The 23,590-nt window shown below is 53.9% G+C and carries 20 protein-coding genes; 5 read left to right on the top strand and 15 right to left on the bottom strand.

What is annotated here, in order from left to right; all coding sequences use genetic code 11:
* Positions 1–21 precede the first annotated feature (21 nt).
* The 3 genes from KI379_RS09930 to KI379_RS09920 all read right to left on the bottom strand — a co-directional run bounded on the left by KI379_RS09930 (position 22) and on the right by KI379_RS09920 (position 2,807).
* Entirely contained in the window at positions 22–972 is a 951-nt protein-coding gene (locus tag KI379_RS09930) for a glycoside hydrolase family 43 protein (RefSeq protein ID WP_244879238.1), read from the bottom strand.
* Between the two features lie 240 nt (positions 973–1,212).
* Entirely contained in the window at positions 1,213–1,629 is a 417-nt protein-coding gene (locus KI379_RS09925; protein ID WP_089546898.1) for a VOC family protein, read from the bottom strand.
* 257 nt (positions 1,630–1,886) lie between these two features.
* Positions 1,887–2,807, bottom strand: coding sequence for a DMT family transporter (locus KI379_RS09920; protein WP_212984675.1), 921 nt, complete (start codon positions 2,805–2,807; stop codon positions 1,887–1,889).
* Positions 2,808–2,911: 104 nt separating this feature from the next.
* Here KI379_RS09920 and KI379_RS09915 point away from each other — a divergent pair, with 104 nt between their 5' ends.
* Positions 2,912–3,808, top strand: coding sequence for a LysR family transcriptional regulator (locus tag KI379_RS09915; protein ID WP_212983449.1), 897 nt, complete (start codon positions 2,912–2,914; stop codon positions 3,806–3,808).
* A gap of 30 nt (positions 3,809–3,838) precedes the next feature.
* Here KI379_RS09915 and KI379_RS09910 read toward each other — a convergent pair whose 3' ends face one another.
* The 5 genes from KI379_RS09910 to KI379_RS09890 form a co-directional block, all read right to left on the bottom strand.
* Complete coding sequence (locus KI379_RS09910; protein ID WP_212983448.1) at positions 3,839–5,236, bottom strand: response regulator; 1,398 nt, start codon at positions 5,234–5,236, stop codon at positions 3,839–3,841.
* Between the two features lie 26 nt (positions 5,237–5,262).
* The gene (locus tag KI379_RS09905; RefSeq protein WP_212983447.1) at positions 5,263–7,005 is read right to left on the bottom strand and encodes a sensor histidine kinase; all 1,743 of its coding nucleotides are present in this window, start codon (positions 7,003–7,005) and stop codon (positions 5,263–5,265) included.
* Positions 7,006–7,116: 111 nt separating this feature from the next.
* The gene (locus tag KI379_RS09900) at positions 7,117–8,637 is read right to left on the bottom strand and encodes an ABC transporter substrate-binding protein (protein WP_212983446.1); all 1,521 of its coding nucleotides are present in this window, start codon (positions 8,635–8,637) and stop codon (positions 7,117–7,119) included.
* 39 nt (positions 8,638–8,676) lie between these two features.
* The gene (locus tag KI379_RS09895) at positions 8,677–9,576 is read right to left on the bottom strand and encodes a carbohydrate ABC transporter permease (RefSeq protein WP_212983445.1); all 900 of its coding nucleotides are present in this window, start codon (positions 9,574–9,576) and stop codon (positions 8,677–8,679) included.
* 73 nt (positions 9,577–9,649) lie between these two features.
* Positions 9,650–10,519 (bottom strand): ABC transporter permease, encoded by an 870-nt coding sequence (locus KI379_RS09890; RefSeq protein ID WP_244867372.1) that lies wholly within the window; start codon positions 10,517–10,519, stop codon positions 9,650–9,652.
* A gap of 327 nt (positions 10,520–10,846) precedes the next feature.
* Between KI379_RS09890 and KI379_RS09885 the strand changes: the two genes are divergently transcribed.
* Positions 10,847–11,698: an alkaline phosphatase family protein gene (locus tag KI379_RS09885; protein WP_212983444.1), complete on the top strand. Its 852-nt coding sequence runs from the start codon at positions 10,847–10,849 to the stop codon at positions 11,696–11,698.
* 15 nt (positions 11,699–11,713) lie between these two features.
* Complete coding sequence (locus KI379_RS09880) at positions 11,714–12,691, top strand: metallophosphoesterase family protein (RefSeq protein WP_212983443.1); 978 nt, start codon at positions 11,714–11,716, stop codon at positions 12,689–12,691.
* A 63-nt stretch (positions 12,692–12,754) separates the two neighbouring features.
* Here KI379_RS09880 and KI379_RS09875 read toward each other — a convergent pair whose 3' ends face one another.
* The 5 genes from KI379_RS09875 to KI379_RS09855 form a co-directional block, all read right to left on the bottom strand.
* Positions 12,755–14,020, bottom strand: coding sequence for an MFS transporter (locus tag KI379_RS09875; RefSeq protein WP_212983442.1), 1,266 nt, complete (start codon positions 14,018–14,020; stop codon positions 12,755–12,757).
* Positions 14,021–14,292: 272 nt separating this feature from the next.
* On the bottom strand, positions 14,293–14,832 hold the full coding sequence (locus KI379_RS09870; RefSeq protein WP_163873347.1) for a superoxide dismutase family protein: 540 nt from the start codon (positions 14,830–14,832) through the stop codon (positions 14,293–14,295).
* Between the two features lie 186 nt (positions 14,833–15,018).
* On the bottom strand, positions 15,019–16,107 hold the full coding sequence (locus KI379_RS09865; protein WP_076167171.1) for a Gfo/Idh/MocA family protein: 1,089 nt from the start codon (positions 16,105–16,107) through the stop codon (positions 15,019–15,021).
* A gap of 15 nt (positions 16,108–16,122) precedes the next feature.
* Entirely contained in the window at positions 16,123–17,070 is a 948-nt protein-coding gene (locus tag KI379_RS09860; protein ID WP_212983441.1) for a helix-turn-helix domain-containing protein, read from the bottom strand.
* A gap of 38 nt (positions 17,071–17,108) precedes the next feature.
* Positions 17,109–18,110, bottom strand: coding sequence for a Gfo/Idh/MocA family protein (locus tag KI379_RS09855; protein ID WP_212983440.1), 1,002 nt, complete (start codon positions 18,108–18,110; stop codon positions 17,109–17,111).
* Positions 18,111–18,432: 322 nt separating this feature from the next.
* Here KI379_RS09855 and KI379_RS09850 point away from each other — a divergent pair, with 322 nt between their 5' ends.
* Together KI379_RS09850 and KI379_RS09845 are read left to right on the top strand one after the other, a co-directional pair.
* Positions 18,433–19,050 carry a DedA family protein gene (locus tag KI379_RS09850; RefSeq protein ID WP_076167178.1) on the top strand — a complete coding sequence of 206 codons (618 nt, stop codon included), beginning with the start codon at positions 18,433–18,435 and terminating at the stop codon, positions 19,048–19,050.
* Between the two features lie 72 nt (positions 19,051–19,122).
* Positions 19,123–19,659, top strand: coding sequence for a phosphatase PAP2 family protein (locus KI379_RS09845; protein WP_244879237.1), 537 nt, complete (start codon positions 19,123–19,125; stop codon positions 19,657–19,659).
* A 110-nt stretch (positions 19,660–19,769) separates the two neighbouring features.
* On the opposite strand, the gene cysI is transcribed toward KI379_RS09845, so the two are convergent.
* The gene (gene cysI / locus KI379_RS09840; protein ID WP_212983439.1) at positions 19,770–21,494 is read right to left on the bottom strand and encodes an assimilatory sulfite reductase (NADPH) hemoprotein subunit; all 1,725 of its coding nucleotides are present in this window, start codon (positions 21,492–21,494) and stop codon (positions 19,770–19,772) included.
* 37 nt (positions 21,495–21,531) lie between these two features.
* Positions 21,532–23,388, bottom strand: coding sequence for an assimilatory sulfite reductase (NADPH) flavoprotein subunit (locus KI379_RS09835; protein WP_212983438.1), 1,857 nt, complete (start codon positions 23,386–23,388; stop codon positions 21,532–21,534).
* Between the last annotated feature and the right edge of the window lie 202 nt (positions 23,389–23,590).

Raw genomic sequence — 23,590 nt, 5'->3', positions numbered from 1 at the left:
TCTATTGAACAAGCTTCTGCCTTACGAATCGCTCTTCTCCCGTGCCGGCAATATTCTTGGCGGCACCCCTTCAAAGGTCAGCTTCACAGGCCTAATCCGGCCTTCGGGGTCAAACTCCATCCGATCGATGCAGACTTCACGGTGATTCGCTGCGGTTTCGGTCAGCGGACGGCGGTGGTAAACGATGTACCACTCGTCTTCACCCGGAATCTGAATGACGCCGTGATGTCCCGCTCCTGTAGCCACCTCGGGATCCTGCTGCAGTATTTTGGCCTCCCGCACAAACGGTCCCAGCGGCGAATCCGAGACGGCGTAACCCACCGAATAATCCGGGCCACCCCAACCGCCTTCGGCCCACATAAAGTAATACTTGCCTTTGCGCTTGATCATGCAGGGACCTTCCACGAAGTTCTCCGGCGTAATCTCCTTGTATACCTCCCCGTCTGAAAAGGGGGCGATGCTGACCATGTCTTCGTTCAGCTTTACGACGTTGCAGTGCTTCCATCCCCCGTAATACAAATAAGCCTGACCGTCGTCATCGATAAACACATGAGGGTCGATCGGCTGGGCGCCATGGTAAAACTGGTCGATCAGCGGCTTCCCCAGGGCATCCCGGAAAGGTCCTTCGGGCCGGTCAGCCACGGCAACACCGATGCCGCCCAGCTCATTATTGCTCTGGATGTCGTTCGCCGCAAAATAATAATAGTAGCGTCCATTTCGCTCGATCGGGGAAGGGGCCCACATCGCCCGTCTTGCCCATGAAATGTCCTTCATCTCCAGAATCCGTTCAACCTTGGTCCAGCGAACCAGGTCATCGGAGTAGAACGCATCGAAAAATGTCTGGTCATCGTAAGCTGCCGAGTATGTAGGATATACCCAGTACCGGCCCTCAAAGATTCGGGGTTCGGGATCGGCATACCATCCGGAAAAAATCGGGTTGCCTGAACGGCGGTCGTTACCTTTAAGATCCACAATTGCTGCTCCTCTCCACAAGTGACTTGTCCTGTACATCATTTTACCAAACTATGGAACCGTTTTCCTAGGAAAAACGTCTAACGACGTACCTTCAAAGAAGACAGACCGCGTTTAAAAGAAGTTTTTTTGCGAAATCAGGAACCAGCGGCTTTCGAAACTTATACTTTCTGATCTCTTCAAAAAAAGGCACAGGCTCGGCAGCCTGCACCTTCTTTTCTATGGTATCTGTTGAATCGCTTACTGCTGCTGCACGGCACTTGGATCCATATACATGACTTCCCACAAATGGTTGTCGAGATCCTGGAAGCTCCAGCCGTACATAAATCCGTGATCCTGTTTGTCATTGGACGGCTTGCCGCCCGCTTCCAGCGCCTTGTTCACGATTTCGTCCACCTGCTCGCGGCTGTCGGCAGACACACACACGATGACCTCGTTCGTCTTGGAGGCGTCGGCGATTTCTTTATTGGTGAACGTTTGATAATACGGCTCAACCAGAAGCATGACATAGATATGATCACTGATGACCATGCAGGTTGCATTGTCATCCGTAAATTGAGGATTAAAGGCAAATCCGATTTTGGAGAAGAATTCGATCGAGTTTTTTAGGTTTTTAACCGGGAGATTCACGAAAATTTTGTCCAATTGCAGCGCCATTTAAAATTACCACCTTTTCTCGGAATATTCACGGTAACCTGAGCATGATCAGGCTCAACATTCGCTCCGCCAAGCGGAGATTCCTGAGTCTAGTCTGCCTTCACAGATCGTTATACCGTTTGTCTTAATTGCATTCTATCATGGAAATGACGCCTGCATTTCTTATAAATTGCTATCATCGCTGATTTGTCGCAAAAAAATGAAAAAATCCGCGATAAACGCGGATTTTGCTTTAATATCAGCCCCGGTCTCCCGGTTCATCGGGCTCCCGGCCCTGCCTGCCCATCAGGCACCGCAGGCAGCGCCGACGCTCTTCTGCGCTGGAACCGGACGTTGACGAGCACAATGCTGGCAAGAACCAGAATAAGGCCGGCTACAAGATTTATCGTCACTTTCTCGTTCAGAAAAATCACGCTCGAAAAGATCGAAACGATCGGAATCAGAAACGTAAACGAACCGATTTTGCTCGCTTCCCCTTCGCTGATCAGTTTGAAATAGACGAACCAACCTGCCGCGATGACGAAAACGGCGATAAACAGCGTATCCCAAATGAACGTCCCGTTCCACTGGATCTTCGACCAGTCTTCCATTCCCGAACCGGCCAGCAGCAGAATGACACCGCCGATCATAATTTGCATCGCCGTCAGCCAGGTCGAGTCGACCTTGGGTCCGATCTTCTTGACATAGGCCGTACCAAGCGCCCAGGAGAGGGCGGTGACCAGCGCCAAAATAATACCGACGGCGGAAACGTCCCCGGTAAACCCGCCCGCGCTCATGGTGGCGACGCCGGCAAAGCCGACGATCAGGCCAAGCATCTTCTGCTTCGTCATGGCCTCTCCCAGCCACAACCACGAGAACAGTCCAAGCAGCACGGGCTGGAGAAACACGATCGCCGAGAACAATCCGGCCGGCGTATACTGCAGCCCGATGGTTTGGACACCATAGTATATAACGATGCTGAGAAGCGCGGAGGTCAAATAGATCGGCCAGGTCTGACGCAGCCGCAATTGCTTCGCTTTAGGCAGAGCCACCAGCACGAGCAGCACGCCGCCGATCAGTGCCCGCAAGCCGGCGAACAAGATTGGCGGCGCATAGTCCAGAGCTATTTTGGATAACGGCCAGTTGATTCCCCATACCAATATTAAAAAGATTAATAGAAACAATGTATTCTTCTGCATTCGCACGGAAGGTCACTCCTTGAATCATGGTCAATAACCATGATACAATACGTTGAACTATAAATAAAATGCATATTCCTCATAGGAGGTATAACATATCCGTTATGAATGAGACGCAGATCAGATTATTCGTGGCCGTCGCGGAAACGGGAAGCTTTACGAAAGCTGGCCAGATGATGAATATGACCCAGCCGGCGGTCAGCCGCGCCATATCCAGCCTGGAGTCCGAGCTCGGCGTTACCCTCCTGAACCGTCATCCGCGAAACGGTGTCGTCCTGACCGATATCGGCAAACGGATCGTGGTCACCGGCAGGGAAATTTTGCTGCAGTATGAGAAAATTTCGCAGGAGGTCGCCGCCGAGAAAGGGCTGGAGACCGGCAGCATCCGTGTCGGAGCCTTTCCGGCCGCCGCTTCCTTTTATTATCCGAAAATCGTCCGGGCCATCAACGACAAGTATCCGAACATCAACATTCAGATGTATGAAGGCACCGTGGAGGAAGTCCGGCATTGGCTCGATGAGCTGGTCGTGGATGTCGGCTTCCTCATTCCGCCGCTGAACGATCTGGACACAAAACTGCTGCGGAACGAAGCACTTCACGTCGTTTTCCGTGACGATCACCCCTTCCGCAATTACAAGGAAATCCGGATTCAGGATCTCTCGGATGAGCCAATGCTGGTCTGCAAGGGCGGCTATGAGCTGCCGGTCATGGAGCTGTTCCGCGCCGGGGGAGCGAATCTGAACGTGAAGCATATTACGACCAACTATCCGACTGCCCTAAACATGATCAACGAAGGACTGGGCATCTGTATCATGTCGGAGCTGTCCCTGCAGAGCGTGCCTGAACATGTCATGAGCCGGGAGTTGACTCCCAGAGCGTACCGCAAGCTGCATCTTGCCGTTCCGTCCTTCAAGCAGGCATCCATTGCCGTCAGATTGTTTGTGGATACGGCATTCCGGCTGTTCCCTCCTGCAGCAGCGCATCCCGACGAGCAAACTTAGGCGGCGGGCTGCCGCACGGCATCCACGCCTTCAAACCGACTTTCGTCTAATCTGCTGGGGTGAGGCGTGATGCACCTTTTTGAACATTTTGGAAAAATGCGAAAAATTGTAGTATCCGAGAGACTTGGCGACATCAGAAATCGGCATGCTGGACTCCCTGATCATCACTTTGGCGGCCTCCATCCGCTCACGAAGGATGTAATCCGTAATGGACTCTCCCGTTTCCCGCTTGAACAGACGGGACAGGTATGCCGGGTTCAAATGCACACAACAGGCCAGCTGCTCCCTTGTGATCGGTTCATGGAGATGCTCGGCAATGTAGCCTTGGACGCGTTGAATGACCGAAGGATGGCTTTCTTTCTCGGACAACGCCGGAATAAGACGCTGAGCGGCGAGGCAGGTCTTCAGATCCCGCTCTACATCCTCAAGCTTTCCCAGCTCCAGCAGCTGTATCCAATTCCGGAGCTTGGCAGCTGGCACCTGGCCGCTCTCCGGTACGAACCCGGCCAGCCGGTACACCTCATTCGATTTGTTCAGATTGCCGTATTCCATCTCAAGCAGCCTTTGATAGGTTTCGCCAATTTCGAATAATGTCGACGGCTCCCCGATGTAACAGGATAAGGTGCAGTGAAAATAACGCCGGCAGGACTCCAGGTAGGCCATGCAGCGGTCATACAATGTATCTTCGCGTATCTCCCCATCCTCCGGACCGTACAAAATAACAACGTTGACCCCCTGCTTGGTTTGGATCACCTCACCGCGGCCTGGATCAAGCAGCATCTCCTCCGCTGCTTTGCGGATGTTGTATTCCATCATTTCTTCATCACGGGTGCTGTACTCCCGCATCCACGACTCCACGCTGACCAGAACAGGCATGAAGGTGGTCCCCGATAAAGAAAGCAGCTCATGCTCCTGCAAAATTTTAAGCACGTTATCCGATGTGCAATGGATGCGCCGGGTAAGGACGTCGTTCCAGAATTTCTCGGTGATCAGCCCTTTTCTCTTCTGCCAGGTTTCATTGTACCGTGCTCTCAGCTCCGTCATCTCCCGTTCCTGCCTGACAGACTCCAGCGCCCTGGCGATCGACGACTTCAGCACGTCGTACTCGATCGGCTTCAGCAGATAGTCAAATCCGTCGAGCTGAATCGCCCGCTGCATAAAATCAAAATGGGCGTGAGCCGTCAAAAATATCGTTTCGGTTTCCGGTGAAATGTCATTAACGCGCTCCAGCAGCTCAATTCCGGTTCCTTTCGGCATTTCAATATCACAGATCATCACGTCGATCGCCGCACGCTCGAACACTTTCAGCGCATCCCTGAGATTATAAGCCTCGTAAATCTCTGAAACCTGCAGCGCCTCCCAATCGACACCGCTTTTGATTCCCATAACGGCATACATTTCATCATCCACGATCAGCACTTTATACATTAGGTTCCCTCCAGTTCTGTTCAAGATTAGGAAGCGAACTCCTCCACCCTCCGGTGGGGAATCGTCAGCGTGACGACGGCGCCGCCCTCAGGAGCATTCCCAAAAGACAGTCCTGCTTCGCTGCCAAAAAAATGCTTCAAGCGGTACAGGACGTTCGTCATGCCCAGATGCTCGCCGCTCCGGCTCTCCATATATGCCCCTGTCTGCAGCAGCCGCAGCGTCTCTTCGTCAAACCCGGCGCCGTTGTCGGCAATAACGACCGTCAGCTCTCCCGTCCCTGCGTGATCGATACGGATATCGATATGAAACGGATGGTCCATAAAATCAAAGCCGTGTTTTATCGCATTTTCGACAAACGGTTGAATGAGCAGCGGCGGAACCGCTGCCTGGGCAAGCTCCTCCGGCAAATGGCAGGCATATGTCACCTGGTCCGGAAAGCGGACCTGCTGAATCCGGATATAGCTCTCCAAATGTTCCATCTCCTCCGCCATTGTCACCGCCACCTGGTTCGTACGGGTCGCAAAGCGGAAATATTGAACGAGATTCAGGCACATCAGCTGAATGACGCCGTAATTTTGAATTTGGGCCAAATTGTATACGATATTGATGGAGTTCAGCAGAAAATGGGGATTGATCTGAAGCTGCAGATGCTTCAGCTCCGCTTTGTGCGCCTTGATCTGCTCCTCGTACACGCTGATTTTCAGCTCTTGAATTTCGGAAGCCATATTGTTAAAGGTTTCATTGATGATCATAAATTCCTTCGATTTGGAAGGCTTCAGCCGGTAAGCCAGATTGCCGTTTTTAATGCTCCGCATACCACGGATCAAGCTGTTCATCGGCTTCAAGATGATATCGTTCAAGTAAATCAAGTAAATGATCAGGACGATGACCGCCAAGACGGAAATCATCAGTATCCCCCGTCTGAAGTGGTACAGATTCTGCAGCATCCGGGCTTCCGGAATAAAGGCGCCCAGGCTGAGTTCCGTACTCTGGATCGGGTGCTGGACCACGATATACCGTCTTCCTTCCGCCTTTACAGCCTGATAGGTATCGGTTGTATCTCCGACCGGCGGGATGTCCAGCTTGGGCGAATCGGGAGACGCCGAACTGGTGATCAATTCGCCCGCTCCGTTCAGAAAGCCGGCGTAGCCGTCCTCCCCGAGATGAACCAGATCGAGCGGGATCATCAAGTTTTTCAGCTGAACGAACGCCCCTAAATAGAAACCATCACCCGCATCCACAAGCCGGATCAGGGCGTATTTGCCCTTGCTGTATGGAATTGCCTTCCACTGCATGAACACAGGGCTGTCCGGACGGGCATTTTTCACCACTTGCTGAATAGCCATTTGAATCGACTGCAGTTCGTCATAAGACTTCGTCTTGATCGGCGTATTGAACAAATCATGGTTTTGCACCGAATAGATGAACTGAAGGTCCACGCTGTTATCGAACCGGTGATAGCGCGTAAGGCTGTTCAGGATCCGTGCCTTGGCCAGAACATATTCGTCTCCATCGTTCAGCAGCTGGGACAGCGCGGCAATGTTGGGATCCTCGACGGCGAAGTTGTACAAAAATTTGATCTCCTTGTTGAGCGCCGCCTCGATCTGGCTTGAATACAGGATGATCGAGTTTTTGTTCGAATCGGCCACTTGTTCCCGGACCGTGTTCATCGCGTAGTAATTGTTATAGAGCAAAAGCAGGAAGAGCGGAAGCGTAATGGCAATGAAGCCGATCACTAATTTGCTGCGCAGCGAACGTTTGATATTCATAGCTCTGTCGGTCCTTTTTGTCAAAATAAAGTGTTTCAGGAAGGGGAACAGGGAATCCCCATCCCCGGTTTAAAGCCATACCGGTTGGAGATTCCCTTGTTACTGCAGATGTTATGGATTCGCCTTCGCCCATTCGGCGAGCTGTTTGTCTACTTCCGCCTTGACTTTGTCAAAGCCGGCCGCCTTGCGTTTTTCCTTCCACTTGGCAATGATTTTCTCCGGATCCGCGGCACCGGAGCGGAGTGTGGCGTCAAACTCTTTTTCCACGTTGGCGATGGAGGCCAGCTCCGATTTGACCGGCTCCTGGTCAAAAGCAAATCCGAGGGCGATCGACCGTTCCGCCCGCTCGTTGAACTTCTCGAATTCCTTCCACTTGTTTGGATCCTCGTTCGCCCACAGATACGAATTGAACTGGTTGCCGAACATCCAGCCTCCCGGATTCGGGTAGGTTTGCGTGTCCGCATTGACGCCTTCCGGATAATCGATGACCTGGTCGGATTTTTTCACGTAATGCTTGCCCTCAATGCCCCAGTCCAGCATGTTGAGCAGTTTCGGATCGTTGTACAGCAGATCGAGGAACATCATGGCCCGCGCCGGATCCTTGGATGTCCGGGAAATGCCGAGCATCGCTCCCTGCGCATCCCCCGTCGTCGTGAACGGCTCCGCCGTCTCGACCTGTACCAGGTCCACGCCCGTCGTGACGCTCATCTCCTTGTCTTTGCCCGGTTTCAGGGATTGGGCCACGGCGAACGCCTTGCCGGCTTTAATCATATTCATTCCCTGGTCGGCGTCAGAGGTCAGAATGTCCTTGTCGAACCAGCCGTTCTGATACCACTGATGCATCCGTTTGAAGAAGTCGATGAACTTGGGATCCTCCAGCGTATCGATCGCTTTAGGTTCCTTGCTTCCCCGCGGAACGGCCAGATTCGCCACGATCCCGTCGTAATTGGCCGCACTCCAAGTATTCGTGAACTTGCTGGAGACGATCGGGGTCACGCCAGGCTCGTTGTCTTTAATCGTTTTGAACATCGCTTCCATATCTTCCAGCGACTTGACGCCATTGATATCGAATTTGTATTTGTCCACCAGCTTCTTGTCGAGCAGGAAACCGAAGCCCTGTCCGAATTCCTTCTTCGTCGGCAGCGCGTACAATTTGCCGCCGATCTTCGAGCCCTTAATGAAGTCATCTCCGAGAATTCCCGGAATGTCCTTGCCGTACTGCGCCATCAGCTCATCCAGTTCCACGAACTGGCCTTTGGCCACATCCTTGGCATACGAGAACCAGCTTGCCGTAAACAGCAGGTCGAACGGCTCGTTGGAAATCTTCATCAGGTTGGTCTTGTCATCCCATGACGCCCATTCAATCGGCCGCAGCTCGATCGTCGCGTTGATTTTTTCCGTCAGGTATTTGCTCATCTCGTCCTGGACCAGCTGCAGGTCCTTGGGTGCGGACGCGGGATACACCAGCGTAATTTTATAAGGCTTCAGACCGGTGCCGCTGTCCGAACCGGAGCCGCCGGCGGCCGTGCCCGAAGCTTCGCCGGAATCACCTGCACCTCCTTTGCCGCAGCCCGTCAGGGCAAGCATTCCGCACAGCATCATGATCAGCACCAAATGGTAGGCTTTTTTCATTGTCGACGCTTCTCCTCTCAACGATTAAATGATGTAGAGTCAGCCCTTGACGGCGCCGCTCGTGATCCCGCTGATGTAATATTTCTGGAAGAACGGGTAAGCGAACAGCAGCGGGGCAATCCCGACGATGGCCAGCGCCATCCGGACCGTTTCCCGGGGCATCTTGGCCAGCAGCTCGCCCACCTGGGCAGAGCTTCCCGATTTCATCAGCAGGTATTGGATATTGGTTAACGTTTTGGTCATCAAATACTGAATGTTGTACAGCTCAGGCTTATCAATAAACAGCATGCAGTTATACCAGTCATTCCAATAAGACAGCGTGTTGAACAGCCCGATGGTCGCCATGATCGGCAGCGACAGGGGCAGCACGATGCTGAAAAATATCCGGATTTCGCTGGCTCCGTCAATGGTCGCCGACTCCACGACCGACTCGGGAATGGTCGATGAGAAGAAGCTTCGCATCAAGAGCACGTTGAACGCGCTCAGCAGCAGATTGGGAATGATCATGGCGAAAATCGTATTTTTCAGGTCAAACATGTTGACGTACGTCATATACCAGGGCACCATCCCCCCGCCGAACAGCATCGTAAAGAAAATATAAAAGGATAACGTACGCCGCAGGGGCAAATCCGGGCGGGACAACGGATAGGCGAACAACGCGGTCATGAGCAAACTAACCACCGTTCCGATCAGTGTCGTCAGGATGGTGACGCCGTAAGCCTTGGCAATCTCCGAGAAATCGTTAAACAAAAACTGGTACGCGGCAAAGCTGATTTCCTTTGGGAACAAGGAATACCCCTTTTGCAGGATCGAATCCTCACTCGAGATCGACACTATAAAAATCAGTATAAAGGGGATCAATGATGCCAGTGTAAAAGCCCAGAAAAACAGGTGGATCAAGGAAGGGCCGATGATTTTTTTCACGCTTGCTGTCCTCATGACGTTCCTCTACCTTTCTTGGAAAAATCAATGTACGCTTGCACACATCCCTTGCGACGAAAAAAGCGGCTCCTTAAAACAAAGCGTCACGCTTGTTGATCCGCCGGACGGCTGCGTTAGCTGCCAGAATCAGGACAAAGCAGACGACCGATTGATAGAAGCCCGCCGCCGAGGACATCCCGATGTCGCCCGACTGCGTCATCGCCCGGTACACGAACGTATCGATCGTATTCGTGGTCGGGATCAGCGCGCCCGTGTTCATCGGCACTTGGTAGAACAAGCCGAAGTCGCTTCTGAGGATTCCACTGACCGCAAGCAGTGTCATCGTAGTAATGACAGGCGTGATCAGCGGGATCGTAATCCGCGTCATCTGCTTCCACTTGCTGGCGCCGTCGATGGTTGCCGCCTCGTAATACTCCTTGTCAATCCCGATAATTGCGGCAAAATAGATGACCGACAGGTACCCTACGTTTTTCCACGCATTAACGATCACGAGAATATACGGCCAATAGCGGGGCTCGCCGTACCAGGAGACGGCTTCAGCGCCGAACCATTTGGCGATAAGCCGATTGACCAGCCCGCTTTCAACATTCAGAAAGCTGTAAACCAGGTACGCCACAACGACCATGGAAATGATGTGCGGCAGCAGAAAGGTGCTTTGGTAGAACCGGGTGATGACCTTGTCCCTGATTTCGTTAATCAGCAGCGCTGCGAGGACGGCCAGCACCAGATTCAGGACGATAAACACGAAGTTGTATAGAAAGGTATTTCTCGTAATGACATAGGCGTCCTGGGAGTTGAACAAAAATTTAAAGTTGTCCAGTCCCGCCCATTCGCTTCCCCAAATGCCGTCGACATAATTGTAATTTTTGAAAGCCAGGATGACGCCGTACATAGGGATATAGTTGTTGATGAATAAATAAATGACTCCCGGCAGTGTCATCAGCAGCAGCCATTTGTATTTCTTCAGTTGTCTCGGGAACGTGGAAACCCGTCGGATCTTTGCCGGGCTCACCGCATTCCGGTCAAGCTGCACCGCCTCTTGCATGATCTCACTCCTTTTTGTCGTTTCGTGACCTGTAACCCCTTACAATTCCGATTCTATATGGTGCAACCAAAGTCCGGCTACCACGATGATGACTTCCTGCTAACGCTCTAATGACTTGTTTGCTTATTTCCCAATCGGTGGTTGACACCCCGTACGGGAATCTTTATGCTAGGGGCGTGATCGATCCTAATATAGCGAAATCATCTTTGGGGAGGTTGACCCATGAGCAATGCAAATGCCGTTTCGCGCGTGTTCATTCTGGGAATGGACGGCGCCGGCAGCTTTATTCAGCACACGGCTACACCGGTCATCGACGCTTTTCTGGCAAAAGGGGCCGTCACCTATGACGCCCAGGCGCAGTCGCCGACAATCAGCGCGGAATGCTGGGGCTCCGTGCTTCACGGCGTCGTGCCGGAGAAGCATGGACTAACGAACGAGGTCGCTGCGAGCGAGCCTTATCCTGTCGAATCGCCTTACCCTTCCGTATTTCGGCTTGCAAGGAAGGCATGGCCCGAGGCCAAGCTCGCCTCCTTCACCAGCTGGAGCCCGATCAATGACGGGATCGTTGAGGATGGCATCGGAATACATAAGGAATCTCTGCCGGATGCCGATCTGGTTCAGGCCATCCAGAACTATCTGGAACAGAATCCGGACGTCAAACTGCTGTTCATGCAGCTGGATGAACCCGATGCAGCCGGACATAAGCACGGCTATGGACCGGACTCGCCGGAATATTTGAATGCGATTACACAAAATGACGTCCTGTTCGGTCAGGTGCTCGGTACCCTTGAGGGGCTGGGACTTCTTGAAGACAGCCTGGTGATTTTATTGACCGACCATGGCGGCGGAGGCGACGACAAATTCAGCCACGGCAGCGATCATCCGATGGACAAAAATGTGTTCTGGGGATGCGTAGGACCGGGAATCGAGCCGGGAACAACCATCGGGGAAATCTCGATCGTGGACACCGCAGCTGTCGCCGCAGCCGCCCTCGGCCTGGACATTCCGGATGCCTGGGATGCCGTTGTCCCTGCCGGCTTGCTCCAGACCCGGTCCATGCCGGAAAACGCATAGCGGGAGGATAGGCAGATGAGGAAAACATTGCGGTTTCGCGAGGACGGCACATTCACCATTGTCCAATTTACGGACACGGAGTTTTGCGAGCCTGATGATGAAGAGCTTCAAATGAAGGATATGATGCGCAGGATTATAGAGGCGGAACAGCCCGATCTGGTCGTCTACACCGGTGACGTGATCGCCAGCAATAAAAGCCCGGATCCGGCCGCAGCGTTCCGGGATGCGGTGTCGGTTCCGGAGCAGATGGGCATCCCCTGGGCAGCCGTCTTTGGAAACCACGACTCCGAGGCTCCGGATATGACGCGGGAACAGCTTCATGCCCTGCAGTTGTCCCACCGATACTGTTATGCGATTCCCGATCCGCCCCACGTCAAGGGCACCGGCAACTATTGTCTGGAAATCCGGGATTCACACCGGGACAACACGGAGGCCGCCCTTTACTTTTTGGATTCGGGCAGCTACTCGCCGCTGGAGCATCTGCGCGTCGGATTTTACGACTGGATCCGCCGCAGCCAGATTGAATGGTATACACAGCAGTCCTACCGTCTTACGGCAGGCAACGGCGGAGTCCCGCTGCCATCGCTTGCCTTCTTCCATATCCCGCTGCCCGAATATAACGATATTTGGGATTTCTCGGTCTGCTATGGGAACAAGCTTGACCGCCACTGCTGCGCGCCCTGGATCAACACCGGTTTTTTTGCGAGCATGGTTGAGATGGGGGACATTCTCGGTACGTTTGTCGGCCATGATCACGGCAACGATTTTTGGGGAACGCTGCACGGTATCCGCCTGTGTTACGGACGGACCACCCGCAACGCTTATCTGGATCAGCCATTCATGCCCGGCGCCCGGGTCATCCGGCTCACGCAAGGGGAGCGAAGTTTTGACACCTGGCTGCATCTGCAGGACGGTTCCGTCCTTCGCGACCAGCCAGTTCATGCACCGACAGGCAGACCCGTCCAGGCGGGAATGCCGGCAGCAGCCGAATAACAGCCTAAAAAAGCCGTTCAAGCGATGCGGATTGCATCCGCTCTTGAACGGCTTTGTTTGGGTTCAACCCGTGATTTCTGCTTTCTTCTCGTAGTAGCTTGCCGGAATGATTTTAAAAACCTGAACATACAAAAGCGAGCTGAGGATCGTTGCCAGGAAGATAAAGCCGAACACGACCACCGGCGGAAACCACGACGACAGCATAATCGTGACCGGAGCGATAAACCGGCCGACCGAAAACTGCAGATTCGCCGCCCCCATGTATTGCCCTCTGGCGTGTTCAGGCGCATATTTGCTGATAAAGCTGTCGGTGACGGGACTCCGCGACAGCTCGCCGATCGTAAACACAAACGTAAACACCAGCAGCAGCCACACCTGCGTCGTCAAACCGATCAGGAACATGCCTCCGCCAAACAGCAAGGCCGACATGATCAGGATGTTCCGTTCGGACCAGCCCTCGAACAGCTTGGTGACGGGGAGAACGCACAGCACGAACAGCAGACCGTTCAGGCCCAGCATCAACCCGAATACCTGCGCGCTGCTCAGGTTGAACGTCCAGCCGCTGAAGGACAGCAGCGCCTGTCCCGGCACGTATTCTTTGACATACATCGCAAGATACATATCCAGCTGCATAAAAGCAATCGTCACCAGGATGCCCGCGGCAATATAGAGCGCAAACACCTTGTCCTTAAAAATGACGCCGTAACTTATCACCTGCTCCTTCAAGATAGCGGTCAGCTTGCTGCGGGTACGATTCATTCTTGCCGATGCCGGAAACGTCTCCCTGCTGAACAATAGAATGGTCAAAAAGTACAAAAGCGTTACCGACGTGCAGGTCCACAACAGCTCGTGCCGGTACTGGAAGAAGAATACCGAACCCAGCGCCGGGCCAAAGACCGCCCCGATATTTCTGCCCGTCACGAAGGTTGCGAATACCATCCGCCGGTCCTTTTCCGGAGTCACGTCGGCTACCATGGCCGAGCTTCCCGGCGAATAGATCGCCCCTCCCAGCCCGAGTCCGATATATGCGGCATAATCGAGCCAATGGGACGGGGATAGCGCAAAGACGGCAAACATGCAGGACTGCATGCAGGCCCCAAGCAGCATGGCAGGCCTCCGGCCGAAGCGGTCCGCCAAATACCCGCCGAACAAGCTCCCGAGCAGGCTGACCAAGGGGGGAACAGCCATCAGCATACTGGCCGCGGTCTTGCCGAATGCGTCGCTGAAAAACAGGGTGATGTAAGGAAAGTACATCCAAAACAGCAAATTGAAAAGTGTGTCGCCGATCAGCCGGATTTGCAGGTTCAAATCCCATTTAAGCCAGTTCACAACAGAGGTTCCTCCTGTTTTTTGATGGGGTCGTTTCGCTTCCTGAAGAATCATTGGCGGTGAAATAGCCGATCATGTGGAAAAAATGGAAGGAGTTTTAATATATCACAGGAATATAGAGCCGGGCAACGTTTTTTTGCAAGCGATAACAATCCCGTTCCGATATGAGCTTGTGACACGGCGAAAATACAAAAAAACTCCTGAAGGCATCTTTCCTTCAGGAGTGTATATCATCGCTATCGACAGCCAGAAATGCTGACGGCAGGCTACAGCTATTCAATCCGCGCACAGGCGATCCGGTTGCCGGAGTTCCCCGACGGGTCGGTCACGTAATCGTCCGCTTTCTCATGGATGATGATCGCGGTTCCGCCCGGCTTCAGGAGCGAATTGGCGGCTCCCTTGTTAAGCGTTACGGACTGGGTTTCCAAATCGGCGGTTACCGTTCCGTCCTGCTTCACCTGAATGTTCAGCAGGTCTCCGGCATGATAGCCCTTCGGATTATGGAAGCCGTGCTGCTTGCCGGCCGGGTTGAAATGGGCTCCAGCTGTTTTAAAGTCAGGCGGATCACACTTGCCGTTTTCGTGGAAATGAATGCCGTGCTCACCTGGCGGCAGATTCGCGGCTTCGATATGGATCTGAACGGCGGCTCCTTTTTGAGTCAGAAGCGCCGTCCCTACTTCTCCGCCTTTGGAATCCACAATTTTCACCTTCAGCTGCGGCTCTTCCGAATTGGCATAAGCAGCCGGTGTTGCAGCGGCGGATCCTAGCAGAAATCCGGCGCTGAGGCAGACGGACATCACCATTTTTTTCATACTTGCAATCGTCCTCCTGTATTCTGGTTTTAGGTCTCCCAAAATCAGGTTTGCCTATTTCCCGAAAAAGATAACACCTGTGCCGGACGGAAATCCGAAAAAATAAAAGCAGCCCGAAGATCCCAGAGCGGGAAATTCGGACTGCTGTATCCATGCGGGTTAAAGCAATAGACTTGGTTAGCGCGGTTACACGAGATCAGGAATATGAATCTCGACTTCCTTCTTCGTCTGCGCGGAGCGGATAATGCCGTCAATAATGGCCTGATTCCGCAAAATTTCCTCGCCCGGAATCGGAGCCGGCGTGCCTTCACGCAGCGCGCGGACAAAATCCTTGATTTTCTCCTCAAACACGTTGATTTCATGCTTGATGAGCGGAATATTGCTCTCGGTATGATGTCCCTGGATGTCATGGAACAGCGAGATGGAGCCGACATGCCCATCCCATACCCCGCTCCAAGGGCCGCTGCCTGCAGGGAGCACCTTCATGCCCGCATCGGTGCCGAGGAACATCGTCGCACCAAGCGTATCCATATGCATCGCCCAGGACGTCTTGAAGTTCAGGACCAGGTCTCCTTCGAAGCGGACCATGGCCACGCCGAAATCCTCAACGTCAAATTGTCCGGCTTCCGCGTGATATTTCGGATTGGTGCCAAAATAGTTCGAGGTATAGGCGGATACGGTCAGCGGCTTCGGATAACCAAGCGTATTGAGCGCCAGGTCCAGCGAATAGCAGCCGATATCGGCCATTGCGCCTGCGCCGGCGATATCTTGACGGATAAACGTTCCGCCCGGCATGCCGCGGCGGCGTCCGCCCCCGGTTTCCACGTAATACACTTTACCCAGTTGTCCGTTCTGGACCATGTTTTTAATGATGGCCATGTTCGGGTCGTAACGCGGCTGGAAACCGACATTCAGCATCTTTCCGGTTTTCTTGGATACCTGCACCATTTCGACCGCTTCGTCCAGCGTGACCGACATCGGCTTCTCCAGCATGACGTTTTTGCCGGCCGACAGGGCGTCCACCGTTGTACGGTAATGCGCCACGTTCGGCGTACAGATGCTTACGCCATCCAGATCCAGCTCGAGCAGCTTGCGGTGGTCGTCAAAGCCGGTCGCATCCGGCAGGTCCCAACGCTCAATGAATTGCTGCGCCTTGTCTGGCAGAATATCCGCCACCCCGACGATTTGAACATCCTCGATTCCTTTGTAAGCCCGGGCATGCGCTCCGGCGATGCCCCCGCTTCCGATAATGCCAATCCGAATTGTTTTTCCCACGAGATCGTAATCCTCCTATACTTTCGCGTTCTTTCTCCGGTATTCCGACGGCGTGTAGCCGTACCTCTTCCGAAAAACGGTATGCAGATAGCTTCCGCTGGAAAATCCGCCCTGAACGGCGATTTTCTCGATGGACCAGCGCGTCTCCACCAGCTGGCGGCACACTTCCTGCAGGCGGAAATCCTCCAAAATTTCGCTGAAGGACCGCCCGCCCCCCTGATCCTTAATGATCCGCTGCAGCTGCCTCGAGCTGATATGCAGCTTGTCGGCCACATCCTCCAGCACCACTTCGCCGGAAGAGTTGGCATGAATGTACTCCAGAGCCAGCTGGTACCGGTAAGCCTTCATGTCCCGGGACGGAAGCTCCGCCTCCCGTGGTTCCGGCTCGTAAGCGCGCACGGCACGGAGCAGAATTTGAATGATGCAGTTTTTGATCGTTGTATACAGTCCTAAATATTTTTGCTGTGAGGCGTTGAAGGCCTCCAGGAAAAACGGCATCGCCCGGTACGTATCCATCACGGGCTTTAGCGGCAGCGTCCGCAGCTTCTCGATGCAGTCATTCGCCTCGGCCGCCTCCCACGGATCGGCGTATGGACGCGGCGACTGCCCGGAATCCTGGACCTGCGACAGGTCCCGAATATCCACATGCAGACACAGCTCATCCATCGATTCCTCGGGATCCGCTTCCTGGTAATGGAGCACCTCCGGCCCCGTCAGGTAGAACATGCCCTCCTGAAGAGCATAGGGTTCATCCACCAGGATCACCGTTCCCTTGCCGCGCGGTATAAAATGAAACTCAAACTCGGCATGCTTGTGAAAGGATACGATTTTTCCCGGAGGAAAAGAAGTCAAATGAAAACGTATCACCCGAATCTCATAATTTCCCCAATAGATGCGTAAATCCAGACGCTCCAAAGCATCCTGGCGTCCCTGCATAGTTTCGTATGGAAAATTATTCATCATTGCAGCAACATCCTTATGTCTGATAAGTTCTGTGATGGTTAGCCTTGCAGTTCGTTCACTTTAACGGCGCGGCGCTCGGCGTTCGACAGATTGGCCGCTTCCATGAGCTTCGTCAATTCGATCGCCATCGCGATGTTTTCGTCGGCAGTTGTGCCTTGTTCGATATGGCTGATCCACTGCTCAAACGCGCTTTCGCGGTTGGCCGGAACCGGAATCTCGACCCAGGCATCCTTGTATTCCTCATTGCGGGTCGTACGAAGCAGCAGCTTGCTGTCCGGCGTTCCGAACAGGATCGTTCCTTCGGTGCCATGCACCTCCACGGTAAACGGCGAAAAGTTGTTCACGAATCCGGCTTCAACGACACCTACTGCGCCTGATTTCGTAGACAAGGTCGCAACCGCGTTGTCTTCCACTTCTTTTCCGGTTATGTATCCAAATTGTGCGCTCACGTCCACAGGCTCTTCTCTCAAGAAAAGTCGCGTCAAATACATTGGATGGCAGCCGAGATCGATCAGGGCGCCGCCGAGCGTCTCTTCCTTCTTATAAAAATGCGCAGGCAGCCAATTGGCCGTCGCCCCATTGTGGGACAGCCGCACACGTACATAAGTTACCTTGCCCAGGAGCTCCTGGTCCAGAAGTTCCCGGATCGCCAGCGTATAGCCGTCGTTCAGTCTAGGAAGGGATACGGTCAGCTTCACGTTATTTTTCTCCACAGCCGCAATAATGTCGTTGACCTCGCTAAGTGTTGCGGCAATAACCTTTTCCGTAAAGATATGCTTGCCGGCTTCTGCGGCTTTGATCATGACTTCGCGGTGCATGTTCGTTGGCGCATCCACGATGACCCCATCGATATCGTCACGGCTGAGCATTTCATCCAATGATGCGTAAAAAGTAACGCCCTGCTTATCGGCGGCTTCTTGCCCGCGCTCCGGATTTTCGTCCCACACAGCCACGATTTCCGCACCCGGATGAGCCTCAGCCTGTTTCGTATAGTCCCATGCATGCACATGCCAATAGCTTATTTTACCGATTCTGATCATATCCAGCGCTCCTCAGTATTTAATATTAAGACATCATGCCCTTAATCTAACACATGAAAAACCGTTAATACAGTATAATATTACGACAATTTTATATAAAATCGCGCCGCAAGAAAAACCTGGTCTTAAGACGGGTTTCCGCCCCAACCGGAGACGGTTTTGTTCCGGCCAAAATTTGCGTATCATGGGAATACAAGTTCTTCCGGACTGTTAAGAAATCGGGCAGACGGCTTAATACTTTCTTAAGCTTTCTGTTCATCCGTTCTTAATCTTTGCTAGTTAAAATGGAAAGCACAAGTACAATCACGATAAGGAGATTCTTATGGATGTGCTGGGATATATCGAGCGGCTGTTCGGACAGTACGGATATTGGGTCCTGCTTCTCGGACTTCCGCTAGATGCCATCGCTTTGCCGATCCCGCCAGGCAATACGACGCTTACCTACACCGGGTATTTGTCCTATAAAGGCGTACTGGACCTGCTTCCGGCTTTAGGTGCCGCCTACCTCGGCTCCATCGTCGGGCTGACGGTTACTTACGTGCTAGGGTACAAGCTGGGTCAGCCGCTGATTGAGCGCTACGGGAAATGGCTTTTTCTCAAACCGGAGCATGTGGAAAAGACCGCCAGAGTATATCACAAATACGGCAACAAGCTGCTGCTGTTCAGTTATTTCATTCCGGGAGTCAGGCAGTTTATCGGCTACTTTACAGGGATCATCCGCGTCCCTTACCGCACCTTCGCCTTGTACGCCTACACGGGATCCGCGCTCTGGGTTACCGTCTTTGTCGGGATCGGCTACATTTTCGGCAATCAATGGCAGCTGGTCTTGACCTGGACGGAGCATTTTTTGAAATACGTCGTGGCCGCCGTGTTCGCCATTCTGGCCGTATACATTTACCTGAAATGGCGCAAGCGTACCAAGGTTCATTCGAGGCAATGAGGCAATAGGGTTAAGCTTCGGACGCTGACGACCATTCGACGCAAAAAACACATTTTTGAGGAGGACCGTTGCATGATCATCACCCGTTATATGGAACAGGCGCACGGCTGGGACCGGCGCGTATTCCACTGGATTAACCGCACACAGAATCCGACCATGCTCCATGCTGCGCTGCGCATGCTGACCCACCTGGGCGGCGCGCTGTTTACGATTACCCTGACGCTGTCCGTGGCGCTGTTTGCTCCCGAGCCGTGGCGGACAACGAGTCTGCAGAGCTTTGCCGCGCTGGCCATCAGCTTTTTGATTACGACCCTGATTAAACGCAAGGTCCAGCGGATTCGCCCCTACCTCGCCCTCGAAGGCGTTCGGGTTGGGAAAAACCCGCTGAAGGACCCCTCGTTCCCATCCGGGCATTCAACGGCCATCTTTTCCATCATTACGCCGTTTCTGTTTATGGGCTCTTGGGTCGCCGTCCTGCTGCTTGTTATGGCACTCATCGTCTGTATTTCCCGGATTTATCTCGGACTGCATTACCCTTCGGACTGTCTGGTCGGCAGCTTCGTCGGCAGCATGACGGCGGTGCTCACTGTCGCCGTGATCAATCTATGAGTTTATATACAGCATAAAAAGTGCAGTCCGCTGGGGACTGCACTTTTTTGCGCCGCCGTTATGACCGCCCGCGGCGTACCGCGCCACTGTCGATTCGGCTGCTTATGCCATCAGGCGTGGAAGAATTGTCCTGAGCGGACTTCCTTCACATAACCGGCGCGGATGGTAAAGTCACCGAAATGCTCGCCGTCCCGGCGTTCCTTGGCATAATGGAAAATAATCTGCTTCAGGGAATCCAATATTTCGGCCTCGCCGATATTTTCCTTGTAAAGCTTGTTGAGCCGTTCTCCGGCAAATCCGCCGCCGAGGTACATGTTGTATTTGCCCGGCGCCTTGCCGATAAAGGCGATTTCCGCCAGGGCCGGTCTTGCGCAGCCGTTCGGGCAGCCTGTCATCCGGATGACGATTTCTTCTTCACGGAGCCCGGCTTCCTCCAGGATCGGCTCGATTTTGCCGAGCAGCGTGGGCAGGTAGCGTTCGGATTCAGCCATCGCCAGACCGCAGGTCGGCAGGGCCACGCATGCCATCGAATTACGGCGCAGCGCCGAATAATGGATGCCGTCGGTCAGACCGTACTGCTGCACCAATTCGGTGATCTTCTTCTTTTTCTGGCTGCTCACACTGGCGATGATCAGATTCTGGTTCGGTGTCAGCCGGAAATCCCCCGTATGAACCTTGGCGATTTCGCGCAAGCCGGTCATCAGCTCATACCCTTCTTCATCCTTAATCCGTCCGTTCTGGATAAAGAGGGTCAAATGCCACTTGCCGTTGCTGCCTTTGACCCAGCCGTACCGGTCGCCGTTGCTTTCGAAATGGAACGGTCTTGCCGGCTCCAGCTCCCACCCGAGACGCGCGGTCAGCTCCTGGATAAACCAGTCGATGCCGCGGTCGTCAATCGTGTACTTGAAGCGCGCGTGTTTCCGCACGGAACGGTCGCCGTAGTCGCGTTGGATCGTCACGGTTTTCTCTGCCAGATCAATCACCTGCTCCGGCGTGCAGAATCCGATCACCTGCCCTACCTGCGGGTACGTGGCCGGATCGCCGTGGGTCATCCCCATGCCGCCGCCGACCGAAACGTTGAATCCGGCCAGACGTCCGTCCTCTACAATGGCGATCAACCCGAGGTCCTGCGAAAATACGTCGACATCGTTGGAAGGCGGGATCGCCATGCCGATCTTGAACTTACGCGGCAGGTATACCGGACCGTAGATCGGCTCCTGTTCCACGTCATGATCGTGGCTGTCCACCACCTTTTCTTCGTCAAGCCAGATCTCATAATAGGCCCGGCTCCGCGGATCCAAATGGGCACTCAGCCTGCGGGCCCAGTCGTACACCTCCGAATGAATCTCCGACTCGTACGGATTCGGATTGCACATGACGTTCCGGTTCACGTCGCCGCAGGCGGCCAGTGTGCTGAGCAGCGATTCGTTCACCTCGCGGATCGTGTTCTTGAGGTTCCACTTCAGCACCCCGTGCAGCTGAAACGACTGGCGTGTCGTCAGGCGGATCGTCCCGTTCCCGTACTTCTGGGAAATCCGGTCCATCATCAGCCACTGCTGCGGGGTAACCACGCCGCCCGACGCGCGCACCCGGAGCATAAACTGGTAAGCCGGCTCAAGCTTCTGCTTCTGCCGTTCGTTGCGCAGGTCCCGGTCATCCTGCATGTAGCTGCCGTGATGCTTCATCAGCCGGTTATCGTCCTCGGGGATCGACCCGGTGATCGGATCCTTCAGCGTTTCAACCAGGTTTCCCCGCAAATAGTTGCTTCTGCGTTTGATATCCTCCACATCGCTGTGGGGCGCGCTGTTTGGTGACATCAAATTGTTATCAGACATGTTTGCTCTCTCCTTCTCGCTTGCCTATCGGATGCGCTTAATAGACATCCCGCTGGTAACGTTTCTCCTGCTGCATGCGAATCATATATTCGGCCGCTTCCTCAGGACTGAGACCGCCTTCCTGTTCAAGGATCGTAATCAGCGTGGAATGGACGTCATGGGCCATTCGTTTCTCGTCGCCGCACACATATACCACAGCGCCTTCCTGCAGCCACTGATACAGTTCCCGGCTCTTCTCCAGCATGCGGTGCTGGACGTAAACCTTCTGATCAGAATCCCGCGAGAATGCCACGTCCATGCGCGTCAGAACGCCGTCCTTGAGCCAGCGCTGCCATTCGATCTGGTACAGGAAGTCGGTCGCGAAGTGCTGGTCGCCGTAGAACAGCCAGCTCTTGCCTTCGGCTCCGGTCTCTTCCCGCTCGCTCAAAAATGCGCGGAACGGAGCGACGCCTGTGCCTGGGCCGATCATGATGATCGGGGTATCCGGATTTTGCGGAAGCTTAAAGTTCGGATTATGCTGGATATAGACCGGCAAAGCCGATCCGGGTTCGCTTCGTTCAGCCAACTGTACGGAGCAGACGCCGTACCGCTCTCTTCCGCGGTTCTCGTAGCGGACGGTCCGGACCGTTACATGCACCTCGTCCGGCGACGCCTTCAGGCTGCTGGCGATCGAATACAGACGGGCCGGAATTTTGCGCAAAATGGCTACGAATTCCCTGGCCGGGATACCCTTCAGGGAATAATCCTGTACCAGATCGAGCAAATCGCGTTCCTCGATGTAGGCTCTCAGCTCATCATGACCCGATGCGAGCAGTTCGTTCAAAGCAACGTTAGAAATGAGCGCGGCTGTCTTTTCCAGCAAAGGCTTGGTGAGCACCGTGATTTCATAATGGCGAAGAAGCGCCTCGCGCAGCGTAGTCTCATCGCCGTTTTTGTTAACCGGTACGGATTCTTCGCCGGACCAGCCCATCGCCTCGATCAATTCATCGACAAGCCGCGGATGGTTTTCCGGGTAGATGCCCAAACTGTCTCCGGGTTCATACTCCAGGTTCGATCCCTCCAGCGAAATTTCCAAGTGCCGGGTTTCGCGGTCGGAACCGCGGCCGTTCAGGTTGATATTCTCCAGAACCTCGGCCTGGAACGGATTCGTTCTGGAATATTCCGATTCCACGGATGCGAGCAGCGTATCGGCCGTGACAGGCACGGCCTGCGGTGCAGCTCCGGCTCTTGCTCCGGCAAGCTCGGCAAACGCACTGGCCACGCTGTTGATCCATTCCGCCGCCGGCTCGTCGAAGTCCACGTCGCAATCGACGCGCGGAACGAGCCGCTTGCCGCCCAGTTCTTCCAGCCGCTTGTCAAAATCTTTGCCTGTCTGACAGAAAAACTCATAGGAGGTGTCTCCCAGCGCCAGTACAGAGAACGGCATGCCTTCAAGCTGCGGCGCCCGCTTGCTGTGCAGAAACTCATAAAAGGATATAGCGTTGTCCGGCGGATCCCCTTCGCCATGCGTGCTGACCAGAATCAGCAGGTTTTCCACCTTTTTCAATCCGTTCGGTTTAAAATCGCTCATCGAAGAAAGCTTGACCTCAAAGCCCTGATCCTGCAGTCTCTTGGTCACCTTCTTGGCCAGCGCCCCGCAATTGCCGGTCTGCGACCCGTACAGGACGGTAACCTCTTTCGGCGCAGCCGGTGCCGTGCTCACCGGAGACGCAGCCGGCGCATTTGCGGCAGCCGCAATGGGAGCGGTTCCCAGCACAGCGCTACCCGTTACGGCGGCCGCTGCGATATATCCGCTCAACCAGATGCGCTGGGCATCGGTTAATGTCGGCAGCAGACGGTTGAGCAGCTCGACCTGCTCTTGGTTAAAAGGGCTGTTCGTTACTTGAAGTTCCAACAAATATCCACCTCGCGTAGCATGCATTAGTGATAATTCCTAGTAGATTACTCATATTTTCTCTCTTGAACCTATCACAGCAGGGGGGAACGGTCAATTAGAATGATCTTATAGGTTTTATCAGCTTTGCTGATAAAGTGGCTTTGTGCCGATTATTCCTATTGAAACCACCGTTCGATGACAAAAAAAAGGCCCGACCGTA

It is taken from the genome of Paenibacillus cineris (assembly GCF_018333335.1).
Classification (GTDB): domain Bacteria; phylum Bacillota; class Bacilli; order Paenibacillales; family Paenibacillaceae; genus Paenibacillus_AQ; species Paenibacillus_AQ favisporus.
This window is presented reverse-complemented; position numbering and strand designations above follow the sequence as displayed.